The following is an 18,347-nucleotide window of genomic DNA, read 5'->3' as shown; positions in this document are numbered from 1 at the left end:
TTACCCACCCACCCAGACACCCGCATCTCAGCCCGTCCGGCGTTTGAGGACAAAGCGGGGGGTCCGGGGGCGGCAGCCCCCGGGGATGGGACGGGTAGGGGCGGCGGGGGCGAGGGAAAAGGGCGGTTCCTGCTGGCGGACGGTAGGGAAATTCTGCCGATCGGCGGAGCCGTTACGCTGGTGTCGTGGCAGTCGTCGATGTTTCCGAAGAGCTCAAGTCCCTCTCCTCGACCATGGAGTCGATCGAGGCCGTCCTGGACCTCGACAAGCTGAGGGCAGATGTCGCCGTGCTCGAGGAGCAGGCGGCGGCGCCGTCCCTGTGGGACGACCCGGAAGAAGCGCAGAAGATCACCAGCAAGCTCTCCCACCTCCAGGCGGAGGTGAGGAAGGCCGAGGCGCTGCGCGGGCGGATCGACGATCTGAGCGTGCTCTTCGAGATGGCCGAGGAGGAGGACGACCCGGACACCCGCGCCGAGGCCGAGACCGAGATGGCCTCCGTCAAGAAGGCGCTGGACGAGATGGAGGTCCGTACGCTGCTCAGCGGCGAGTACGACTCCCGTGAGGCCCTGGTCAACATCCGCGCCGAGGCCGGCGGCGTCGACGCCGCCGACTTCGCCGAGAAGCTGCAGCGGATGTACCTGCGCTGGGCCGAGCAGAAGGGCTACAAGACGGAGGTCTACGAGACCTCGTACGCGGAGGAGGCGGGGATCAAGTCCACCACCTTCGCCGTCCAGGTCCCGTACGCCTACGGCACCCTCTCCGTTGAGCAGGGCACCCACCGCCTCGTGCGCATCTCGCCCTTCGACAACCAGGGGCGCCGCCAGACCTCCTTCGCCGGTGTCGAGATCCTGCCCGTCGTCGAGACGACCGATCACATCGAGATCGACGAGTCCGAGCTGCGCGTCGACGTCTACCGGTCCTCCGGACCCGGTGGCCAGGGCGTCAACACCACCGACTCCGCCGTGCGGTTGACCCACCTCCCCACCGGCATCGTCGTCTCCTGCCAGAACGAGCGTTCGCAGATCCAGAACAAGGCGTCCGCGATGAACGTCCTCCAGGCGAAGCTGCTCGACCGGCGCCGCCAGGAGGAGCAGGCCAAGATGAACGCCCTCAAGGGCGACGGCGGCAACTCCTGGGGCAACCAGATGCGTTCGTACGTCCTGCACCCGTACCAGATGGTCAAGGACCTGCGTACGGAGTTCGAGGTCGGAAACCCCGAGGCCGTGTTCAACGGCGAGATCGACGGTTTCCTCGAAGCCGGGATTCGCTGGCGCAAGCAGCAGGAGAAGTAACACCCGCGGGCAGCCCCCGCATTGCCCCTGTATTGCCCCCGCACAGCACCTTGTCGACAAAGCAACCGTCGCCCACCAGGCGGCGGTTGCTTTGCTTTACGTCACATTCATAGGGTCCGATGTACGGCAACGAGGGAACAAGCGGACATTGCGTACGCAACGACCTTGACGTTCCTTTGGAAAATCGGAATGGTGACGCTCGGCATGCGTATCTCTGGGGCGCATGTGAACCGGAGGCGCTCATCGCTGCCTCTGTCGATCACCGCCCCGGGCGCGGCTCCACCGATGATTTCAGCTACTGGGGGTAGCAGCCATATGACAAGCAAGACGCGGATCCGGGTCGCACGGGTCGCGGCCGGAGCGATCATCGCCGCCGGTGCCTCCTTCACCGTCGCCGGTATAGCCTCCGCCGACGAGTGCGAGCTGGTGATCTGCGCCGGCACCCCGAGCCCGGAAGAGCCGGACCCGACTCCGACCGTCTCCGAGATCCCGACCGACACGCCCTCGGTCGACCCCACGCCCACCCTCCCCGAGGACCCGGACCCGACCTCGGCCGAGCCGGAGCCCTCCGAGCCGGAGGAGCCCTCCACCGAGCCGAGCGAGCCCACCGAGGAGGACCCGTCCTCCACGCCGACGGGTGACGACGGCAGCGGCAGCACCGGTGGCGACACCGGCGGCGACGACACCGACGGCGGCAACAACGCCGACCCCGACGGCGGCTCCAACACCTCCACCCAGGAGGAGGGCTCCTCGGCCCTCACCGACACGGGCTCCGAGACCGCGGCCCAGGGCTCCGGCGACGAGCTGGCCGAGACCGGTGCCGCCGAGACCACCTTCCTGATCATCGGTGCGGCCACGATGATCGCCGGCGGTATCGCCTTCCGCGTCCTCCCGCGTCTCGTGGGCGGCCGTGGCGGCGCGGCGGCCTAGTAGGCAGCCGACCGCCGGCCGGTAGTACGTACGCGCAAGGGCCCGGAGCATCGTCGCTCCGGGCCCTTCGTGCGTTCCTGCGTCCCTGGGTGCTGGGGCCGTGCCCTGCCCGCGCCGCTATGCCGTCTGGTGCGCCACCAGTGCCAGTGCCGCTATCAGCACCGCCAGCAGGGCGATCAGCGCCATCGGGTTGAGCCCGGAGAACGGGTTCTCCTGCTCCAGTCGCTGGCGGTTCGCCCGGCAGACGGGACAGCGTCCCTCGCTCACGGGCGCCGCGCAGTTCGCGCACACCAATCGGTCGTACGTCATGCGCCTTGCCCTCCTCGCGCCGCTTTCACGTACACAACGCTTACGGGAACGCAACCGTTCCCCACACCACTGTGCCAGGTTCCTCCGGAGGTTGCGCGGTTCGCTCTGCAGGAGGTGCTTGCTCTTGTCTCGCGGCTGCCGGTCGTGCGTGGCTGGTCGCGCGGTTCCCCGCGCCCCTGTACGGGGGCTTCGCCCCGTACAAAAGGTCACAAGCCTTGCCCAAGCGGGTCCGGAGCCTGCGCTTGGGTGGCCCGGTCGCGTATGGTCACGCTCGTCCGCCCCCGATGTCTCCGACGGCCTGTGGTGTATCCGTGATCCGATTCGACAGCGTCTCCAAGGTCTACCCCAAGCAGAACCACCCCGCCCTCAGGGATGTCACCCTGGAGGTCGAGAAGGGTGAGTTCGTCTTCCTCGTCGGGTCCTCCGGCTCCGGAAAGTCCACCTTCCTGCGGCTGATCCTCCGCGAGGAGCGCGCCAGCCACGGCCAGGTGCATGTCCTCGGCAAGGATCTCGCGCGTCTCTCCAACTGGAAGGTGCCGCAGATGCGGCGCCAGCTGGGGACGGTGTTCCAGGACTTCCGGCTGCTGCCGAACAAGACGGTCGCCGAGAACGTCGCCTTCGCGCAGGAGGTCATCGGCAAGTCCAAGGGTGAGATCCGTAAGTCCGTCCCTCAGGTGCTCGACCTTGTCGGGCTGGGGGGTAAAGAGGAGCGGATGCCCGGGGAGCTGTCCGGTGGTGAACAGCAGCGGGTCGCCATCGCGCGGGCCTTCGTGAACCGGCCCAAGCTGCTGATCGCGGACGAGCCGACCGGCAACCTCGACCCGCAGACCTCCGTCGGCATCATGAAGCTGCTCGACCGGATCAACCGGACGGGCACCACCGTGGTGATGGCGACGCACGACCAGAACATCGTGGACCAGATGCGCAAGCGCGTCATCGAGCTGGAGAAGGGCCGTCTCGTCCGCGACCAGGCGCGCGGCGTCTACGGCTACCAGCACTGACAGTCCCGGGAGTCCCCGGAGCCCTCGGAGTCCTCGGAAAGGCTTGAGCAGGCCATGCGCGCCCAGTTCGTACTGTCGGAGATCGGTGTCGGTCTCCGTCGCAATCTGACGATGACCTTCGCCGTCGTCGTCTCCGTCGCCCTGTCGCTCGCCCTGTTCGGCGGGTCGCTCCTGATGAGCGACCAGGTCAGCACGATGAAGGGCTACTGGTACGACAAGGTCAACGTCTCGGTGTTCCTCTGCAACAAGAGCGACGCCGAGTCCGACCCGAACTGTGCCAAGGGCGCGGTGACGAGCGACCAGAAGAAGCAGATCCTCGCGGATCTGGAGAAGATGAACTCGGTCGTGCAGAACGTCACGTACGAGTCCGCGGACGAGGCCTACAAGCACTACAAGGAGCAGTTCGGCGACTCCCCGCTGGCCAGTTCGCTCACCCCGGACCAGATGCAGGAGTCGTACCGGATCAAGCTCAAGGACCCGGAGAAGTACCAGGTCATCGCGACCGCCTTCGACGGGCGCGACGGGGTGCAGTCCGTGCAGGACCAGAAAGGCATCCTTGACAACCTGTTCGGGCTGCTGAACGGCATGAACTGGGCCGCCCGCGCGGTGATGGCGCTGATGCTCGTCGTCGCGCTGATGCTGATCGTCAACACCGTGCGCGTCTCCGCGTTCAGCCGTCGGCGTGAGACCGGGATCATGCGGCTGGTCGGTGCCTCCGGGTTCTACATCCAGGCGCCGTTCATCATGGAGGCGGCCGTCGCCGGGCTGATCGGCGGAGGCGTGGCCTGTGCCTTCCTGCTGGTCGGGCGGTACTTCATCATCGATCACGGGCTGGCGCTGTCCGAGAAGCTGAACCTGATCACCTTCATCGGCTGGGACGCCGTACTCGCCAAGCTCCCGCTGATCCTCGCGACGAGTCTGCTGATGCCCGCGCTTGCCGCGTTCTTCGCGTTGCGCAAGTACCTGAAGGTGTGACGCATGCCAAGAGGGCCGTTCGGTCAACCGACCGTACGGCCCTTCGCGTTGTCCTAGACTCACCGGCATGTCGGGCCGCGACCTGTTCCCACAGCCCCGCCGCACAGGCCGCGGGGCGGCTCTGACGTTGCTGTTCGCCAGTGTCCTGGTCGCCGGCGCGGCCACCGGCTCGTTCCCCGAGACCGCCGAGCGGCGGTCCGCCGCCCCGGACACCGCCCGCGCCGCCGCCCCCGCCGGGCACCACGAGGACGTCGCCGCCGCCGCTGCCGAGGCCATGGCCGACGGCAAGTCCCCCATGGAGGCCGCCGAGCGCGCCGTCAGCCGCAGCGGGGACCGCTGGGGGGCCGTGTACTCGCCGGGGGAGTACGAGGAGTTGGAAGAGGCCCTCGACGGCCAGTACACCGGCGTCGGACTGTGGGCCCGGCGCGAGCGGGACGGCCGTATCGAGGTCACCAGGGTGCGCGCCGGATCGCCCGCGGCCGTCGCGGGCATCCGCAGCGGCGACCGGCTGCGGAGTGTGGACGGCGAGGCGGTCGACGGCCTGCCGGTCACCGAGGTCGTCTCCTTACTGCGCGGCGACGCCCAGGACGCCGCCGCCGGTACGACGGTCCGGCTCGGCCTGGAGCGCGGCACGCGCGCGTGGAGCGAGACCGTACGCCGGGCCAGGCTCTCCACGGACTCCGCGACCGTCCGGCAGGTCGCCGACAACAAGGTCACCGTCATCCGGGTCGCCGCCTTCACCAAGGGCGTCGGCGACACCGTGCGCACGGCCGTACGGAACGCCCCGGCCGGCGCCGGCATCATCCTCGACCTGCGCGGCAACTCCGGCGGCCTGGTCACCGAGGCCGTCACCGCTGCCTCCGCCTTCCTCGACGGCGGCCTGGTCGCCACGTACGACGTCAACGGCGAGCAGCGCGCCCTGCACGCCGATCCGGGCGGCGACACCACCAGACCCCTGGTCGCGCTCGTCGACGGCGGCACGATGAGCGCGGCCGAGCTGCTCACCGGAGCCCTCCAGGACCGGGGCCGGGCGGTCGTCGTGGGCTCCAGGACCTTCGGCAAGGGCTCGGTCCAGATGCCGAGCCGCCTCCCCGACGGCTCCGTCGCCGAACTGACCGTCGGCCACTACCGCACCCCGTCGGGCCGCGGCGTCGACGGCGTGGGCCTCACCCCCGACCTCGACGCCGACCAGGGGGCACTGGAGCAGGCGGAGACGGTGCTCAGCGGCCTGGGCGATCCCTCCTAGGACCCTCCTGGGCCCCTTCCCGTAATCGGCTTTCCTCCGGGCGGCCTCCTAGTGCGAAAATGGCCGCACTATGGCAAAGGAAAAAGGGCGGAAGCTGATCGCCCAGAACAAGAAGGCGCGGCACGACTACGCCATCATCGACACCTACGAGGCCGGTCTGGTCCTCACCGGTACCGAGGTGAAGTCGCTGCGTCAGGGGCGGGCCTCGCTCGTCGACGGCTTCGTGCAGCTCGACGGGCACGAGGCGTGGCTGCACAACGTGCACGTCCCGGAGTACACCCAGGGCACCTGGACCAACCACAGCGCCCGGCGCAAGCGGAAGCTGCTGCTGCACCGCGCGGAGATCGAGAAGCTGGAGTCCAAGTCGCAGGAGACGGGTCACGCGATCGTGCCCCTCGCCCTGTACTTCAAGGACGGCCGGGCGAAGATCGAGATCGCGCTGGCGCGAGGCAAGAAGGAGTACGACAAGCGGCAGACGCTGCGGGAGAAGCAGGACCGGCGCGAGACGGACCGGGCGGTCTCGGCGGTGCGGCGCAAGCAGCAGCACGGCTAGCGGCACGGAATACGGTGGCATCGGCGTGCGTTGGTCACGTACGATGGCAACCGCACCCCACAGCGGGTGTACGTCTCTCTCAGGAGGGGCCCTCTTCGGAGGATTGAAAAAACAACATGGGGATGATCGGTTTCGACAGCGGCTGTCGAAGCAGGTGAAGCGTGTCGAGGAAGCGGCCATGATCTCGTAAACCACAGGCCGAAAAAAATAATCGCCAATTCCAACAGCGATTCTCCCAAGCAGCAGTTCTCCCTCGCCGCCTGATCTCAGGTAGCGACGAGCCTGCTCCTTACTAAAGGGAGTGTCAGCCCGGGAGTGTTCCCGACCCGGATCCTGGCATCAGCTAGGGGACTAAACCTTGATCCCGGTCACGGGGTGAAGAGGGAAATCTAACAGTGACTGGGCCCGTCGGCGACTTGTTCGCGTGATTGCCGGGGCCGAGAAAAGCACAGCGAACTGCACACGGAGAAGCCCTGATTCCGCACCGTTGGACGCGGGTTCGATTCCCGCCATCTCCACAATTCCCATGTTATGCAGTGTCGTACGATGTCAAAGGCCCCGTCGCTTTCGAGCGGCGGGGCTTTTGGCGTCCTCTCCCCGTTGCTCTTCGTGCCTTGCGCCGATACCTGTGTCATGTCTATGGTGACCGTCGCGCCAGGCGGACCCGACCCGTTCGCCATCGCGCACATCAGACCGCGGACGGGGGGAACCGCCGCCATGTCTGCCTCTTCGGACGGGCAGGACAGGTAACCCCTGCCTGCGTTCGTTCACGAGGGGGATGTTCTTCTTGTTCTTGCGAAGATCGACAAGACACTTCGCGCGTGTGGTCCCGGTCGCTCTCTCCATAGCCGTCCTGAGCACGGTCGCCGCCCGCCCCGAGCTGGCCGCCCGCTACGCCGACGACTCCGCGCCGATGACCACCGTCGCCGACAGCTACGACGGATTCGACAGCGCCGCCGCACAGCAGCTGCGGCAGGACCAGTGCCTGATGGCCGACGCCCTGCGCATCGGCGGCGCGGGCATGTTCACCACCGCGCAGAACGCGCTCGACCAGACCCCGGACAAGCTGCGCACGGCGGCGAACCGGGAGTACTGGAACGACACCCCGCTCGCGACGGCGTTCAAGCAGGACAAGGCCGCCGCCGACAAGGAGGGCGACGCGCTGTACGCCCGCCTCCAGGAGTGGAAGAAGCCGGTGGCGGGGCTGCCGACCCCGGGTGGGTTCAAGTCCGTCGCGGACTTCCAGGACCCGCCGGGGCTGCCGGGCAGCGAGGAGAAGAGCTTCCACAGCCAGACCGGTCTCTCGCAGTGGATCTACGACCAGTTCTGGAAGACCGAGGGCGATCTGTACGAGGACCCGACGCCGTCGGCCGACGCGGCCACGCTGAAGGCCGTCAAGGATCTCGGCACCCCGCTGTACGGGCAGAGCCCGTCCGCCTCGGATCCGGACTGGAACCGGGCGTACGCGGAGCACCAGGCGTGGGACAGCCTCGTCAACTGGAGTCCGGAGCCCACGGGTTCGGACAACGCGCGGCTCTTCCTGGCGTCGGGCGGGTTCCCGCGTACGGCCGCGGAGCCGGGGTCGGTCGAGTACCGGCTGGCTGTCGAGGATCTGAAGACGCGGTTCGCGGCGTGCGGGTGGCGCGGTCCTGTCGATCCGAACAAGGTGCTGGGCAAGCAGGTGGCCGCCGCGTCGGCGGAGTGGCAGCAGGAGATCGCGTCGCAGGCGGCGCCCCGTAACCAGATCCTGAACGCCAACCGCGACGCGGTGAAGGCGCTCGCGGCCGGTTCCAAGGCGCTCGGCGAGATGCTGGGCCAGTCCTGGATCGCCGACCATCTCACCCGCTGGCAGAGCTACTGGTCGGCTGGCGGTCCCGGCTGGATCGGCGACAGCCCGATGGTCATCCACGCCAACGGCGCCGCCGACAAGTGCCTCGAAGTGGCGGGCGCGGGCAAGACCAACGGTTCGCTCGTGCAGATCTACACGTGCAACGGCGGCGCCGGGCAGAAGTGGCAGATCAGGGACGACTCGCTCGTCAACGTCAACTCCGGCAAGTGCCTGGACGTGAAGAGCTCCGGCACCGCCAACGGGACGGCCGTACAGATCTGGACGTGCAACGGCAGCGCCGCCCAGAAGTGGGAGTACGACACCCACGGCACGACCCGCCTGTTCAACACGGGCACCGGCAACTGCCTCGACCTCGCGACGTACGACAACAGCCGTGACGGGCGGATGTGGGACTGCAAGGGCACCGTCCCGCAGAAGTTCGACATCACGCCGTCCGGTCACCAGGGCACCGACAGCGTGGACTACCCGACGACGGCCCAGTTCACCAGGGTGAAGGCGGGCATCGCCGCCGCCCGGGCCGCCTCGGCCAGCCAGCTCGCGGCGATCAAGGCGCAGGCCGCCACCGCGAAGAAGGCGGCCACGGCGTCGGACACGGCCACGCAGGCCGCGTACACGATCGCCGATCAGGCCGGTGCCCCCAGGGGCCGCGGTCTGCTGGTCGGGCTGCAGAAGGCACAGGTCACGAAGGCGTCGTCGGCCGCGCTCGACGCGCTGGTGAAGGCCGGTGAGACCGCTGACGCGGCCACGCGGGCCGCCGCCGGGGACAGCGCGACCATCGCCGCGCGTGCGGTGACGCAGACCGCCGCGTCGAAGGCGGCGTTCCGTACGGCCGCGGCGAACCAGGCGAGGGAGCAGGCGAAGGCCGCCGCCGACGCCGCCGCCGTACAGGCGCAGAACGCGAAGGCCGCCCGGGATCTCGCCAAGGCCAAGCTGGGCGAGACGCAGCAGGCGGAGGCGGACGCGAAGGCCGCTGCCGCCGATGCCCGCGCGCACCGGCTGAACGCCGAGCGGGAGGAGCAGACGGCGAGGGCGGAGAAGGAGACCGCCGCGCAGAAGCAGGCCGAGGCCGCGCAGCACCGGCAGAACGCCGAGGGGTACGCGACCGAGGCGAACAGTGCGAAGGGCCGGGCCGAGGCCTCCGAGACGACGGCGCGTGAGCGTCGTAAGGACGCCGAGGCGGCGCGGGACAACGCCAAGGACAAGCGGGACGACGCCTGGGACGCCGAGAGCAGGGCCGACACGGCCCGTGCGAAGGCGGACGCGAAGGAGGCGTACGCCCAGGCGCACGACGCCGACGACCAGGCGACCGCGTCGCGGGCTGCGGCCGACGACGCGGACCGGCACGCGAGTGACGCGGAGTCGGCGGCCGTCTCGGCCCGCGGCGAGGCGAACGCGGCGACGCGCGCGGCGGCCGATGCCGACGCGGCGGCGACACGCGCAGAGGCGGCGGCCAAGCGGGCCCGTTCGGAGTCGGACGCGGCGCAGGCCGCCAAGTTGCGGGCGGACGCGGCGGTCCGGACGGCGACGGCCTCGGCGGCCGACGCCATCAAGGCCTCGCAGGTGGCGGCCCAGGCGGCCCGTACGGCGGACGAACTCGCCGACGAGGCCGAGAAGCACGCGGCCGAGGCGAGGACGCACGCCGACGTGGCGAAGGCCGAGGCCGCCAAGGCGGTCGCGGGTGCGGCGGACGCAGTCGGCCACGCGTACACGACCGCGCGGGCGGCGGAGGACGCCCGTAACTCGGCGCAGCAGGTGGCCGCGCCGGCGAACGACGCGATCCAGCTCGGCTCGCCGTACGTCACGACGGACTCGGCGGCGGGGCTGGCCGTGTTGACCGGTCAGTCGACGAAGACGATCGCCGAGCAGCAGGTGGCGGTCGCCGAGGCGCACGAGGCGAACGCGGCGCAGGTCGCGTCGCAGGCCCAGAGCACCGCGAACGCGGCGACGGGTGACGCGAAGGCGGCGCTCGTCCTGGCCTCCGAGGCCGCCGGATTCGCGGCGCAGGCCCGCAAGTCGGCCAAGGAGGCGATGGGTTACTCGGCGGAGGCCGCACAGTACGCGGCCGAGGCGCAGCAGTCGCTGGCCCGCACGATCGAGTACGACAGGCAGGCCGGCGTGGACGCGGCGGCGGCCGACCGGGCCGCCGGACGCGCGGAGAACTACGCCAAGGACGCCCGAGCCTCCGCCGACCAGGCGGCCCTGGACGCGGCTGCGGCCCGGCAGGCCGCGTCGGCGGCCGAGCAGGCGGCGAAGGACGCCCGCGCGGCGGCCGACCGGGCGGACGCGGAGGCGACGCTCGCGGAGGAGGCGGCGAAGGACGCGCAGAAGTACGCGGACTCGGCGCAGGAGGCCTACGAGTCCTCGGAGCGGAAGGGCGCCAACCAGACTGTCGCCGATGGTTCCGGCTCCGGCATCGACGGCGTCTTCTACGTCGTCGACAAGATGACCGACGCGGCACCGGCCAAGCAGCTCAACGAGTGCGAGTACGTGCCCCAGGGCTGCACGGTGACGTACGAGCTGCGGCTCAACATCACCGTCAGCTACTACTTCTGCGCCAACCCCGATGTCCCCGCCACCGAGACCGGCTGCCCCAAGGCCGACTGGGTGTTCCTCGACACGAAGTCGTTCGCGGACCAGAAGCAGGAGTGGACCCACCACTTCAGCTTCGGGGACATCACCCGGATCGGCTGGCAGGCCCTCTTCGGGGAGACGGCCGGCGCGATCCTGTACGAAATCGTGCTGGGCGACGTCGCCAAGTGCTACCACGGCGACAAGTCCAGCTGTGCCTGGGCCGCCACGCTCTTCGTGCCGCAGGCGATGTTCACGAAGCTCGCGCAGGCGGTCAAGATCGCCCAGCGGGTCGAGATCGCCGTCAAGACCGGCGAGAACGCCGCGGACATCCTCGCGGACCTGAAGAAGATCTACGGCGAGAAGGGTGCCCTCGATGTCGCCGACGCCACCAGCGCGGCAGGCATGGGGCTGCGGGTCGCGACCTCCGTGGCGGAACGGTCCAGGATCGCCCGGGGCGCGCTCGACACCAAGCTCCTGGAACAGCTCAGGGCCGCCGGCACGAAGATCGACAGGGCGAACACGATCTGGATCGTCAACTACGCCAAGCCCGGCCTGCCCGTCGCCTGGCTGGAGAAGGGGACTGTCAACGCGGGCCTGACGCACATCGTCTTCCGGCACGCCGGAGAGTTCGCGAGCGCGGGCATCCGCGTGGAGGACATCCCGGCCGTCGTGGCGAAGGCACTGACTCAGGGCACGAAGGTCGGCACCCAAGGGGCCGGCAGGCCGATCTACGAGGTTGCCTTCAACGGCAAGGTCCATCGGATCGCCGTTAGCGTGGGCGACAACGGATTCGTGATCGGAGCGAACATCGCATGACCCCCGAAGAACCGCGGCACCTGCTCGTGCGGGCGCGGGGCGAGACGTCTCCCCTCTACGAGACGGCGGACCCCTGGGCCCAGGACGACCTCGGCGCCTTCACCGTCCCCGTCCCGCTGGACGACGAACGGCTGCTGCTCCCACCGGAGCTGGCGGAGGCACTGGGCGCGTGGTCCCTGTCCCGTCCGCCGGGCGGGTTCACGTCCCGTCCGGACCTGCGGAGGCACGTCAAGCAGGGCCTGGCGGTCGCCCAGCGGCTCGCCCGGCGGCTCGGCCCGGCGTGGTCCGTACGGTTCTGGGACGAGGGGCACGGTTCGGCGAAGTGGCTGTGCTGGGGCTGCGACCGGCTCCACTGGGAGCGGGACAGCCATGACACGCCCCCGCACCCGGTCGACGTCACGGTCGAGGGCGAGTTCAAGTACGGGCCGCTGCGCTCGGAGGGGTTCGGGGACTTCTTCCCGGACGATCCGGCCGCCGCGCTGTCCCTCTCCGAGGACTTGGTCGCCGACCTGTACAGGTGGGCGCGGGCCATCGACGACACGCTCAACGCGGACCTGCGGGACCAGGTCGACGGCAAGTACGACGCCGAGTGGGAACGGCTGTTCCACGAAGGGGCGGAACTGGCGAAGCGCGTCGCGCACGAGCTGGGCCCGGACCGGACGGTGACCTACAAGGGCCTGGCGAATGGCGGTCTGGCCGCGCTGACTTTGGTCAGATGGCGGGGGGACCGTCAGGTGTAGGTGCGGAGGGGTTGTGGGTGTGGCCGGTGAGGCAGGTGCGCCTCACCGGCCACACCGCGTTCGGGGAGAGGTGACGGCGAGACTCAGGGGGTCAGGACGGGGATCACCTCGTCGCCCGCGCCACCGTGCTCGCCCGTTCCGTCAGGCGGGGTGGCAGGAGGGTTGTCTCCGGGGTGTGACCCGTGCCGTTCAGCTTCCTCATCAGCAGGTCCACCGCCCCCGCGCCCACCTCCGTCGACGGTACGGCGACCGAGGTGACCGGCACGGGGAGGGTCTCGGCCAGGTCGTCCGGGCAGATCGCGGTGAGGGAGAGGTCGGCCGGGACTCGTAGGCCCAGGTCTTCGAAGGCGTCGATCAGGGGGGTCAGGATCGCCTCGTTGTGGACCACCACCCCCGTCAACGCCGGTTGCTCGCGCAGGAGTTGCTCCGCGACCAGCCGTGCCGCCGCCGGTGTCGCCTCGCAGGGGTGCACCGAGGACGACAGGCCGCGCCGGTCCGCCGCGGCCGTGAAGCCCTGGACCACGCGCTGGGCGAAGGCGGTGCGGCGCACGTACACCTCGGGCGGGGAGCCGATCAGGGCGATCACCCGGTGACCGAGGGCCGCGAGGCGCTCCACGCACAGCTCGCCCGCCGCCCTGAAGTCCAGGTCGACGCAGGTCAGGCCGGTCGGGTCGGCGGGGACGCCGATCAGGACCGACGGGAGGTCCAGTGCGCGCAGCAGCGGCAGCCGGGGGTCGTCGTGGAGCTGGACGTCCATCACGATCAGCCCGTCGACCAGGGCGGTGTCCGCCACCCGGCGCAGGCCGTCCTCGCCCTCCTCCTGGGTGAGGAGCAGCACGTCGTGGTCGTGGCGGCGCGCGGCCGTCACCACCGACACCGCGAAACCCATGGCCACCGGGATGTGCACGCCGGCCCGTAACGGGATCGCCAGTGCCAGGACGGCTGAGCGGCTGCTCGCCAGGGCACGGGCGCCCGCGTGGGGGCGGTAGCCGAGTTCGTTGATCGACCGCTCGACGCGCCGCCGGGTCTCCTCGGAGATCGGGCGCTTGCCGCTGAGGGCGTAGGAGACCGTGCTCGGGGAGACCCCGGCGTGCCGGGCCACATCGGTGATCTTCACCATCACGCGCCTCCCAGTTCCAGCGTCAGGAACCCGGTGCCCGCCTTCGCCCGCACCTCACGTCCGCCCGCTGCCAGTCCCCACGGCGCCGCCGGATCGCCGCACGAGGCCCGCAGGGTGTCGCCCTCGCGGACCACCGTGAACGTCGAGTCGCCCACGGGTACGGTCACTTGGGCGCCGCGTTCCAGGCCGTACGCGTGCAGGGTGACCCCGTCGGCGTACGCGTAGTCCGGGCGGTCGGCCACCGCGCCGACCGGGATCACCGAGCCCGGACGCACCAGCAACGGCACGCTGTCGAAGGCGTGTCGCTCCCGCACCCAGCGCGGCCCTGTCACCGTCCTCCCGGTCATGAAGTGGGTCCACTCGCCCTCCGGGACGTAGTACGAGACGTCTCCCTCGTCGCTGAACACCGGGGCGACCAGCAGGTCCGGGCCGAGCATGAACTGCCGTTCCAGGTAGGCGCATCCGGGGTCGTCCGGGAACTCCAGGACCATCGCGCGCATCATCGGGACGCCCTCCGCGCTCGCGGTGCGGGCGGCCTCGTAGAGGTAGGGCATGAGGCGGAGCTTCAGCCTGGTGAACAGCCGCAGGACGTCCACGGCCTCCTCGTCGAACAGCCACGGCACCCGGTAGGACGAGCTGCCGTGCAGCCGGCTGTGGGACGACAACAGGCCGAAGGCCACCCAGCGTTTGAAGAGCGCGGGGCTCGGGGTGCCCTCGAAGCCGCCGATGTCGTGGCTCCAGTAGCCGAACCCGGACAGGCCGAGCGACAGTCCGCCTCTCAGCGACTCCGCCATCGACTCGTACGTCGCCTCGCAGTCACCGCCCCAGTGCACCGGGAACTGCTGGCTGCCCGCCGTCGCCGAACGCGCGAACACGACCGCCTCCCCCTCGCCGCGATGCTTGCGCAGCACGTCGAAGACGGTCCTGTTGTAGAGGTACGTGTAGTAGTTGTGCATCCGCTCCGGGTCCGAGCCGTCGGCGAACTCCACGTCCAGCGGCACCCGTTCACCGAAGTCGGTCTTGAAGCAGTCGACGCCCTGCGCGAGCACGGCCTCCAGTTTCGCCGCGTACCAGTCACGGGCCGCCGGACTGGTGAAGTCGACCAGGGCCATGCCCGGCTGCCACAGGTCCCACTGCCACACACTCCCGTCCGGGCGACGGAGGAGATGGCCAAGTGCCTTGCCCTCGGCGAAGAGTGGGGAGCGCTGCGCGATGTACGGGTTGATCCAGACGCTGATGTGCAGGCCCTTCGCCTTCAGCCGCTGGAGCATGCCCTCGGGGTCGGGGAACACCCGGGGGTCCCACCGGAAGTCGCACCAGTTGAACTCCCGCATCCAGAAACAGTCGAAGTGGAAGACGGACAGCGGGAGTTCGCGCTCCCGCATGCCCTCGATGAACGACGTCACCGTCTCCTCGTCGTAGGACGTGGTGAAGGAGGTGGAGAGCCACAGGCCGAACGACCACGGGGGCGGCAGCGCCGGGCGGCCGGTCAGGGCCGTGTACTTGCGGAGGATGTCCTTCGGGGTCGGGCCGTGGATGACGTAGTACGTCAACTGCTGTGTCTCCGCGCTGAACTGGACCCGCGACACCGCCTCCGAGCCGACCTCGAAGGAGACCCTGCCCGGGTGGTCGACGAAGACGCCGTAGCCCGCGTCCGTCAGGTAGAACGGCACGTTCTTGTAGGCCTGTTCGGTGGCCGTGCCGCCGTCGGCGTTCCACATGTCGACGACCTGGCCGTTCTTCACCAGCGGACCGAAGCGCTCGCCGAGGCCGTACACGCTCGTGCCGACCCCCAACCCCAGCTGCTCGCGCAGGTAATGGGCCCCGGTCGTCGCGTCCCGCATGATGCCCATGCCCTTGGGGCCGCTGCTGGTGAGGACCTGGCCGTCGGCGAGGAAGTCGACGTGCCAGGGGGTGATGCGGCTGACCCGGACGGAGAGGGTGCCGGAGGTCAGGGTCGCGGACTCGTCGTCGTACTCGGTGGTCGCCGTCAACTCCTCTCTCCGCAGCTCGAACTGGGGACTCTGCGGCTGCTCGCCCTGGAAGTGGGTGAAGGTGACGCCGATGACGTCGGGCAGCGGGGCGTGCGCGCTGATCGTCACGACCGGTCCCTTCAGCAGGTCGCCGCGGTGGCGGATGGGCTGGGTCGGCGCGTGGATGTCCAGCGTGCCGTCGGTGGCCGTCACATCGAGGACCTCGACCGGGTGGGCGGCGGTGACACCCTCGCGCAGCAGCCAGTAGCCGTCGGTGAACTTCACAGTCGGTACCCCTTCGTACCCGCGCCCGTCGAAGCGCTTCGACGGGCGAAGGTATGTGCCGCGTGTGCACCAGTCAATGGGGCGTACGGGAATCGGTCCGGCCGGTCGTGGCCAGGGACAGGAGCAGCGCGCTCGCCGCCGCTGCCACCGGGACGCCGTATCCGGCCGTCGCCGACACGTGTTCCGCCGTCCAGCCACCGGCCGCCGAACCGCAGGCGATACCGCCGAGAAGGCCGGTCACCGCGAGGGTCATGCCCTCGTTCAGGCGGCCCTCGGGGGTGCGGCTCTGGACCAGGGTCATGTTCGTGATCATCGTGGGCGCCGTGGCCATCCCGGCGACGAGGAGCGCGCCCGCGAGGACGAGGAGGGAGCCGGTCGTGGCCGCGGCCAGTAGGGGGAGGGTCATCAGCGCCGTCATCGCGGCCAGGCACCAGGGGTGGCGCCGCTCGGCGGGGCCGGTCGGGCGCAGGGCCCCGTACAGGAGACCGGCCGCGCACGAACCGGCCGCCTGGAGGGCGAGTACGGCGCCGGCCGCCGCCCGGTGCCCCCGTTCGTCCGCGAAGGCGATCGTGACGACCTCCATCGACCCGAACACCGCGCCCGTGGCCAGGCATACGGCCAGCAGCGGGCGCATTCCGGGGGCGCGCAGCGGGGACGTACGGCCCTGGTGAAGCCCTTCGACGCGAGGGCCGACCGGCGGTTCGGTCGACCGCTGGGCCGCGAAGACGAGCACGCCCGTCATCATCAGCACCGCGCCGACCAGCGTGCCCGCCTCCGGGAACAACGCCCCGCAGAGGAAGGCCGCGAGGACCGGGCCCAGCATGAAGCACAGCTCGTCGGCGGCCTGTTCGAAGGAGTTGGCGGTGTGCAGCGCCGCCTTGTCGCCCTTCCCGTCGCCGTCCAGCAGGTGGGCCCAGCGGGCGCGTGACATCCCGCCCGTGTTGGGGGTCGTGGCGGTGGCGGCGTACGCGGCGAACAGGGTCCAGTCGGGGGCGCCGTAGCGCACGCACAACAGGAGGGCGAGCGAGCCGAGGGCGGCAAGTGCCGTGGCCGGTACGGCGATCCGGGCCTGTCCGTGGCGGTCGACGAGCCGTGCGGTCCAGGGGGCGACCAGGGCGGTGGCGGCGAGCCCGGTCGCGGTGACGGCACCGGCGAGGGCGTACGAGCCGCGCGAACCGGCGATCATGATGACCGCGCTCACGCTGAACATGCCCATCGGGAGCCGGGCGATCAGGTTCCCGGCGGTGAAGGCACGGGCGCCGGGGAGGGTGAAGAGGCGGCGGTACGGGCCCGGTGGGCGGGGAGTTGTACGTGAATGTGGTCGTGGCGGGGACGGCTGCGGCATGCGTCCACCGTCGCCCCGGGCCGATCACCGGGTCCAACACCTGATCCGGACCCATTCACGCACTCCCGTTGTGAGTCGCGCGGGTCCTATAGGTTCGCCGGATGCCCGAGCCCGCCCCGGACCACCCGTCGCCCCACCACCTCGACCCCCGTCTCCTCCGCGCCTTCGTCACCGTCGCCGAGGAGCTGCACTTCACCCGGGCCGCCGCCCGCCTCTACGTCGCCCAGCAGGCGCTGAGCCGGGACATCCGGCGCCTGGAAAGGGAGTTGGGCGCCGAACTCCTCGTACGGTCGACCCGGCGGGTGGCGCTCTCGGCCGACGGTGAGCGGCTGTTGCCGTACGCCCGGCGGGTGTTGGCCGCCCACGACGAGCTGCTGGCCGCGTTCGGGGAGGCCCGGCCGCTGCTCGTCGATCTGAACTCGCCGGGGCTGGTCACCGGGCGGCGGGTGCTGCACCGGGCGCGTGAACTCGCTCCGGAGTGCGAGCTGATGGCCCGGTTCGAGAGCGGACTCGCCTTCGCGGCGGGGGAGTTGCTCGCGGGCCGGCTCGACGCGTCGTTCGGAAGGTTCGCGGGCCTGGACCCGGCGCTGCGGGCCCGGTTGGAGCAGCAGCCCGTGCGCTACGAGCCGATGGCGGTCGTGCTGCCCGAGGGGCATCGGCTGGCGGCGCTGGCCGAGGTTCCGTTGGCCGCGCTGGCGGGGGAGGCCGTGTATGCCGGTGCCGGGAATCCCCGTACGCCTGAGTGGACCGACCTCGCGCGTCAACTGTTCGCAGGACGTGGCATCGATATCGCGCCACCCGCGCCGCTCGCTGTGGGCGACGAGGAGTTCCAGCGGATCATGGCCAAGTTGCGGACCCCGGTCCTGGCCGTGGTGGACTTTCCGGCCATGCCCGGGACGGTGCTGCGACCGCTGGTCGACCCCGTTCCGCTCTCTCCGGTCTCGCTGGTGTGGCGGAAGGGTCTGGTGCATCCGGGATTGGACGCCCTCCGGCGGGCCGCCGCCGGGCTCGCGCGGGAGGAGGGGTGGCTGCGGAAGCCTGTCGATAGTTGGTTTCCAGCCACCGATTTCAACATCATTTCGGCCCACAAGTAACACATGGCAAACACAGGACCTCCATGTGCGCTACATTCGTGGCCCGGGTGCAGTGTGATAAATGGGGGCGCTCGGACCGGATGGGGGTCCGGTTCGAACACTTGTTGTACGAAAATCCCGGAATCGTACGCGCACCCGAAAGGTTCCCGTGGGGGGATGTGCGTGCGTGTGAATAAGTGGCGTGAAGACGCCCAACCCGAGGCCGGTAGCACGGGTAGCCCGTCGAACGAGTTCGAGGCTTCCGGTCC

Annotated in this window: 13 protein-coding genes and 1 other RNA gene; 10 read left to right on the top strand and 4 right to left on the bottom strand. The window is 70.1% G+C overall.

The window, feature by feature from the left end:
• Nucleotides 1-185: 185 nt before the first annotated feature.
• The gene (prfB, locus tag CW359_RS35730) at nt 186-1,292 is read left to right on the top strand and encodes a peptide chain release factor 2 (protein ID WP_105974372.1); all 1,107 of its coding nucleotides are present in this window, start codon (nt 186-188) and stop codon (nt 1,290-1,292) included.
• A gap of 315 nt (nt 1,293-1,607) precedes the next feature.
• Nucleotides 1,608-2,222 carry an LPXTG cell wall anchor domain-containing protein gene (locus tag CW359_RS35725; protein WP_105974371.1) on the top strand — a complete coding sequence of 205 codons (615 nt, stop codon included), beginning with the start codon at nt 1,608-1,610 and terminating at the stop codon, nt 2,220-2,222.
• Nucleotides 2,223-2,339: 117 nt separating this feature from the next.
• On the opposite strand, the gene CW359_RS35720 is transcribed toward CW359_RS35725, so the two are convergent.
• Nucleotides 2,340-2,531, bottom strand: coding sequence for a hypothetical protein (locus tag CW359_RS35720; RefSeq protein WP_105974370.1), 192 nt, complete (start codon nt 2,529-2,531; stop codon nt 2,340-2,342).
• 311 nt (nt 2,532-2,842) lie between these two features.
• Between CW359_RS35720 and ftsE the strand changes: the two genes are divergently transcribed.
• The 7 genes from ftsE (at nt 2,843) to CW359_RS35685 (ending at nt 12,282) form a co-directional block, all read left to right on the top strand.
• The gene (ftsE, locus tag CW359_RS35715; protein ID WP_044472073.1) at nt 2,843-3,532 is read left to right on the top strand and encodes a cell division ATP-binding protein FtsE; all 690 of its coding nucleotides are present in this window, start codon (nt 2,843-2,845) and stop codon (nt 3,530-3,532) included.
• A 54-nt stretch (nt 3,533-3,586) separates the two neighbouring features.
• Nucleotides 3,587-4,507: a permease-like cell division protein FtsX gene (gene ftsX, locus CW359_RS35710; protein WP_105974369.1), complete on the top strand. Its 921-nt coding sequence runs from the start codon at nt 3,587-3,589 to the stop codon at nt 4,505-4,507.
• A 67-nt stretch (nt 4,508-4,574) separates the two neighbouring features.
• On the top strand, nt 4,575-5,753 hold the full coding sequence (locus tag CW359_RS35705) for a S41 family peptidase (protein WP_105974368.1): 1,179 nt from the start codon (nt 4,575-4,577) through the stop codon (nt 5,751-5,753).
• A 70-nt stretch (nt 5,754-5,823) separates the two neighbouring features.
• The gene (gene smpB, locus CW359_RS35700; RefSeq protein ID WP_105974367.1) at nt 5,824-6,306 is read left to right on the top strand and encodes an SsrA-binding protein SmpB; all 483 of its coding nucleotides are present in this window, start codon (nt 5,824-5,826) and stop codon (nt 6,304-6,306) included.
• 118 nt (nt 6,307-6,424) lie between these two features.
• Nucleotides 6,425-6,827, top strand: a transfer-messenger RNA (tmRNA) gene (ssrA, locus tag CW359_RS35695).
• A gap of 257 nt (nt 6,828-7,084) precedes the next feature.
• Nucleotides 7,085-11,542: an RICIN domain-containing protein gene (locus CW359_RS35690; protein ID WP_105974366.1), complete on the top strand. Its 4,458-nt coding sequence runs from the start codon at nt 7,085-7,087 to the stop codon at nt 11,540-11,542.
• The gene (locus CW359_RS35685; RefSeq protein WP_105974365.1) at nt 11,539-12,282 is read left to right on the top strand and encodes a hypothetical protein; all 744 of its coding nucleotides are present in this window, start codon (nt 11,539-11,541) and stop codon (nt 12,280-12,282) included. Before CW359_RS35690 ends, CW359_RS35685 begins: the two co-directional genes overlap by 4 nt.
• Before the next feature lie 103 nt (nt 12,283-12,385).
• Here CW359_RS35685 and CW359_RS35680 read toward each other — a convergent pair whose 3' ends face one another.
• From CW359_RS35680 to CW359_RS35670, 3 genes are all read right to left on the bottom strand, one after another.
• A complete protein-coding gene (locus CW359_RS35680) occupies nt 12,386-13,402 on the bottom strand; it encodes a LacI family DNA-binding transcriptional regulator (protein ID WP_198655516.1) in 1,017 nt (338 codons plus the stop codon).
• Nucleotides 13,402-15,660 (bottom strand): alpha-xylosidase, encoded by a 2,259-nt coding sequence (gene yicI, locus CW359_RS35675; RefSeq protein WP_105974363.1) that lies wholly within the window; start codon nt 15,658-15,660, stop codon nt 13,402-13,404. Before yicI ends, CW359_RS35680 begins: the two co-directional genes overlap by 1 nt.
• Nucleotides 15,661-15,733: 73 nt before the next feature.
• Nucleotides 15,734-17,005 carry an MFS transporter gene (locus tag CW359_RS35670; RefSeq protein WP_105974362.1) on the bottom strand — a complete coding sequence of 424 codons (1,272 nt, stop codon included), beginning with the start codon at nt 17,003-17,005 and terminating at the stop codon, nt 15,734-15,736.
• Between the two features lie 101 nt (nt 17,006-17,106).
• On the opposite strand from CW359_RS35670, the gene CW359_RS35665 reads away from it, so the two are divergent.
• Nucleotides 17,107-18,099, top strand: a complete 993-nt coding sequence (locus CW359_RS35665) for a LysR family transcriptional regulator (RefSeq protein ID WP_105974361.1) — start codon at nt 17,107-17,109, stop codon at nt 18,097-18,099.
• The last annotated feature ends 248 nt before the right edge of the window (nt 18,100-18,347 follow it).

This window comes from Streptomyces geranii (assembly GCF_002954775.1).
In the GTDB taxonomy this organism is placed as follows: domain Bacteria; phylum Actinomycetota; class Actinomycetes; order Streptomycetales; family Streptomycetaceae; genus Streptomyces; species Streptomyces geranii.
The sequence above is the reverse complement of the archived record's forward strand: the minus strand, read 5'-3'. Positions and strand labels throughout refer to the sequence as shown.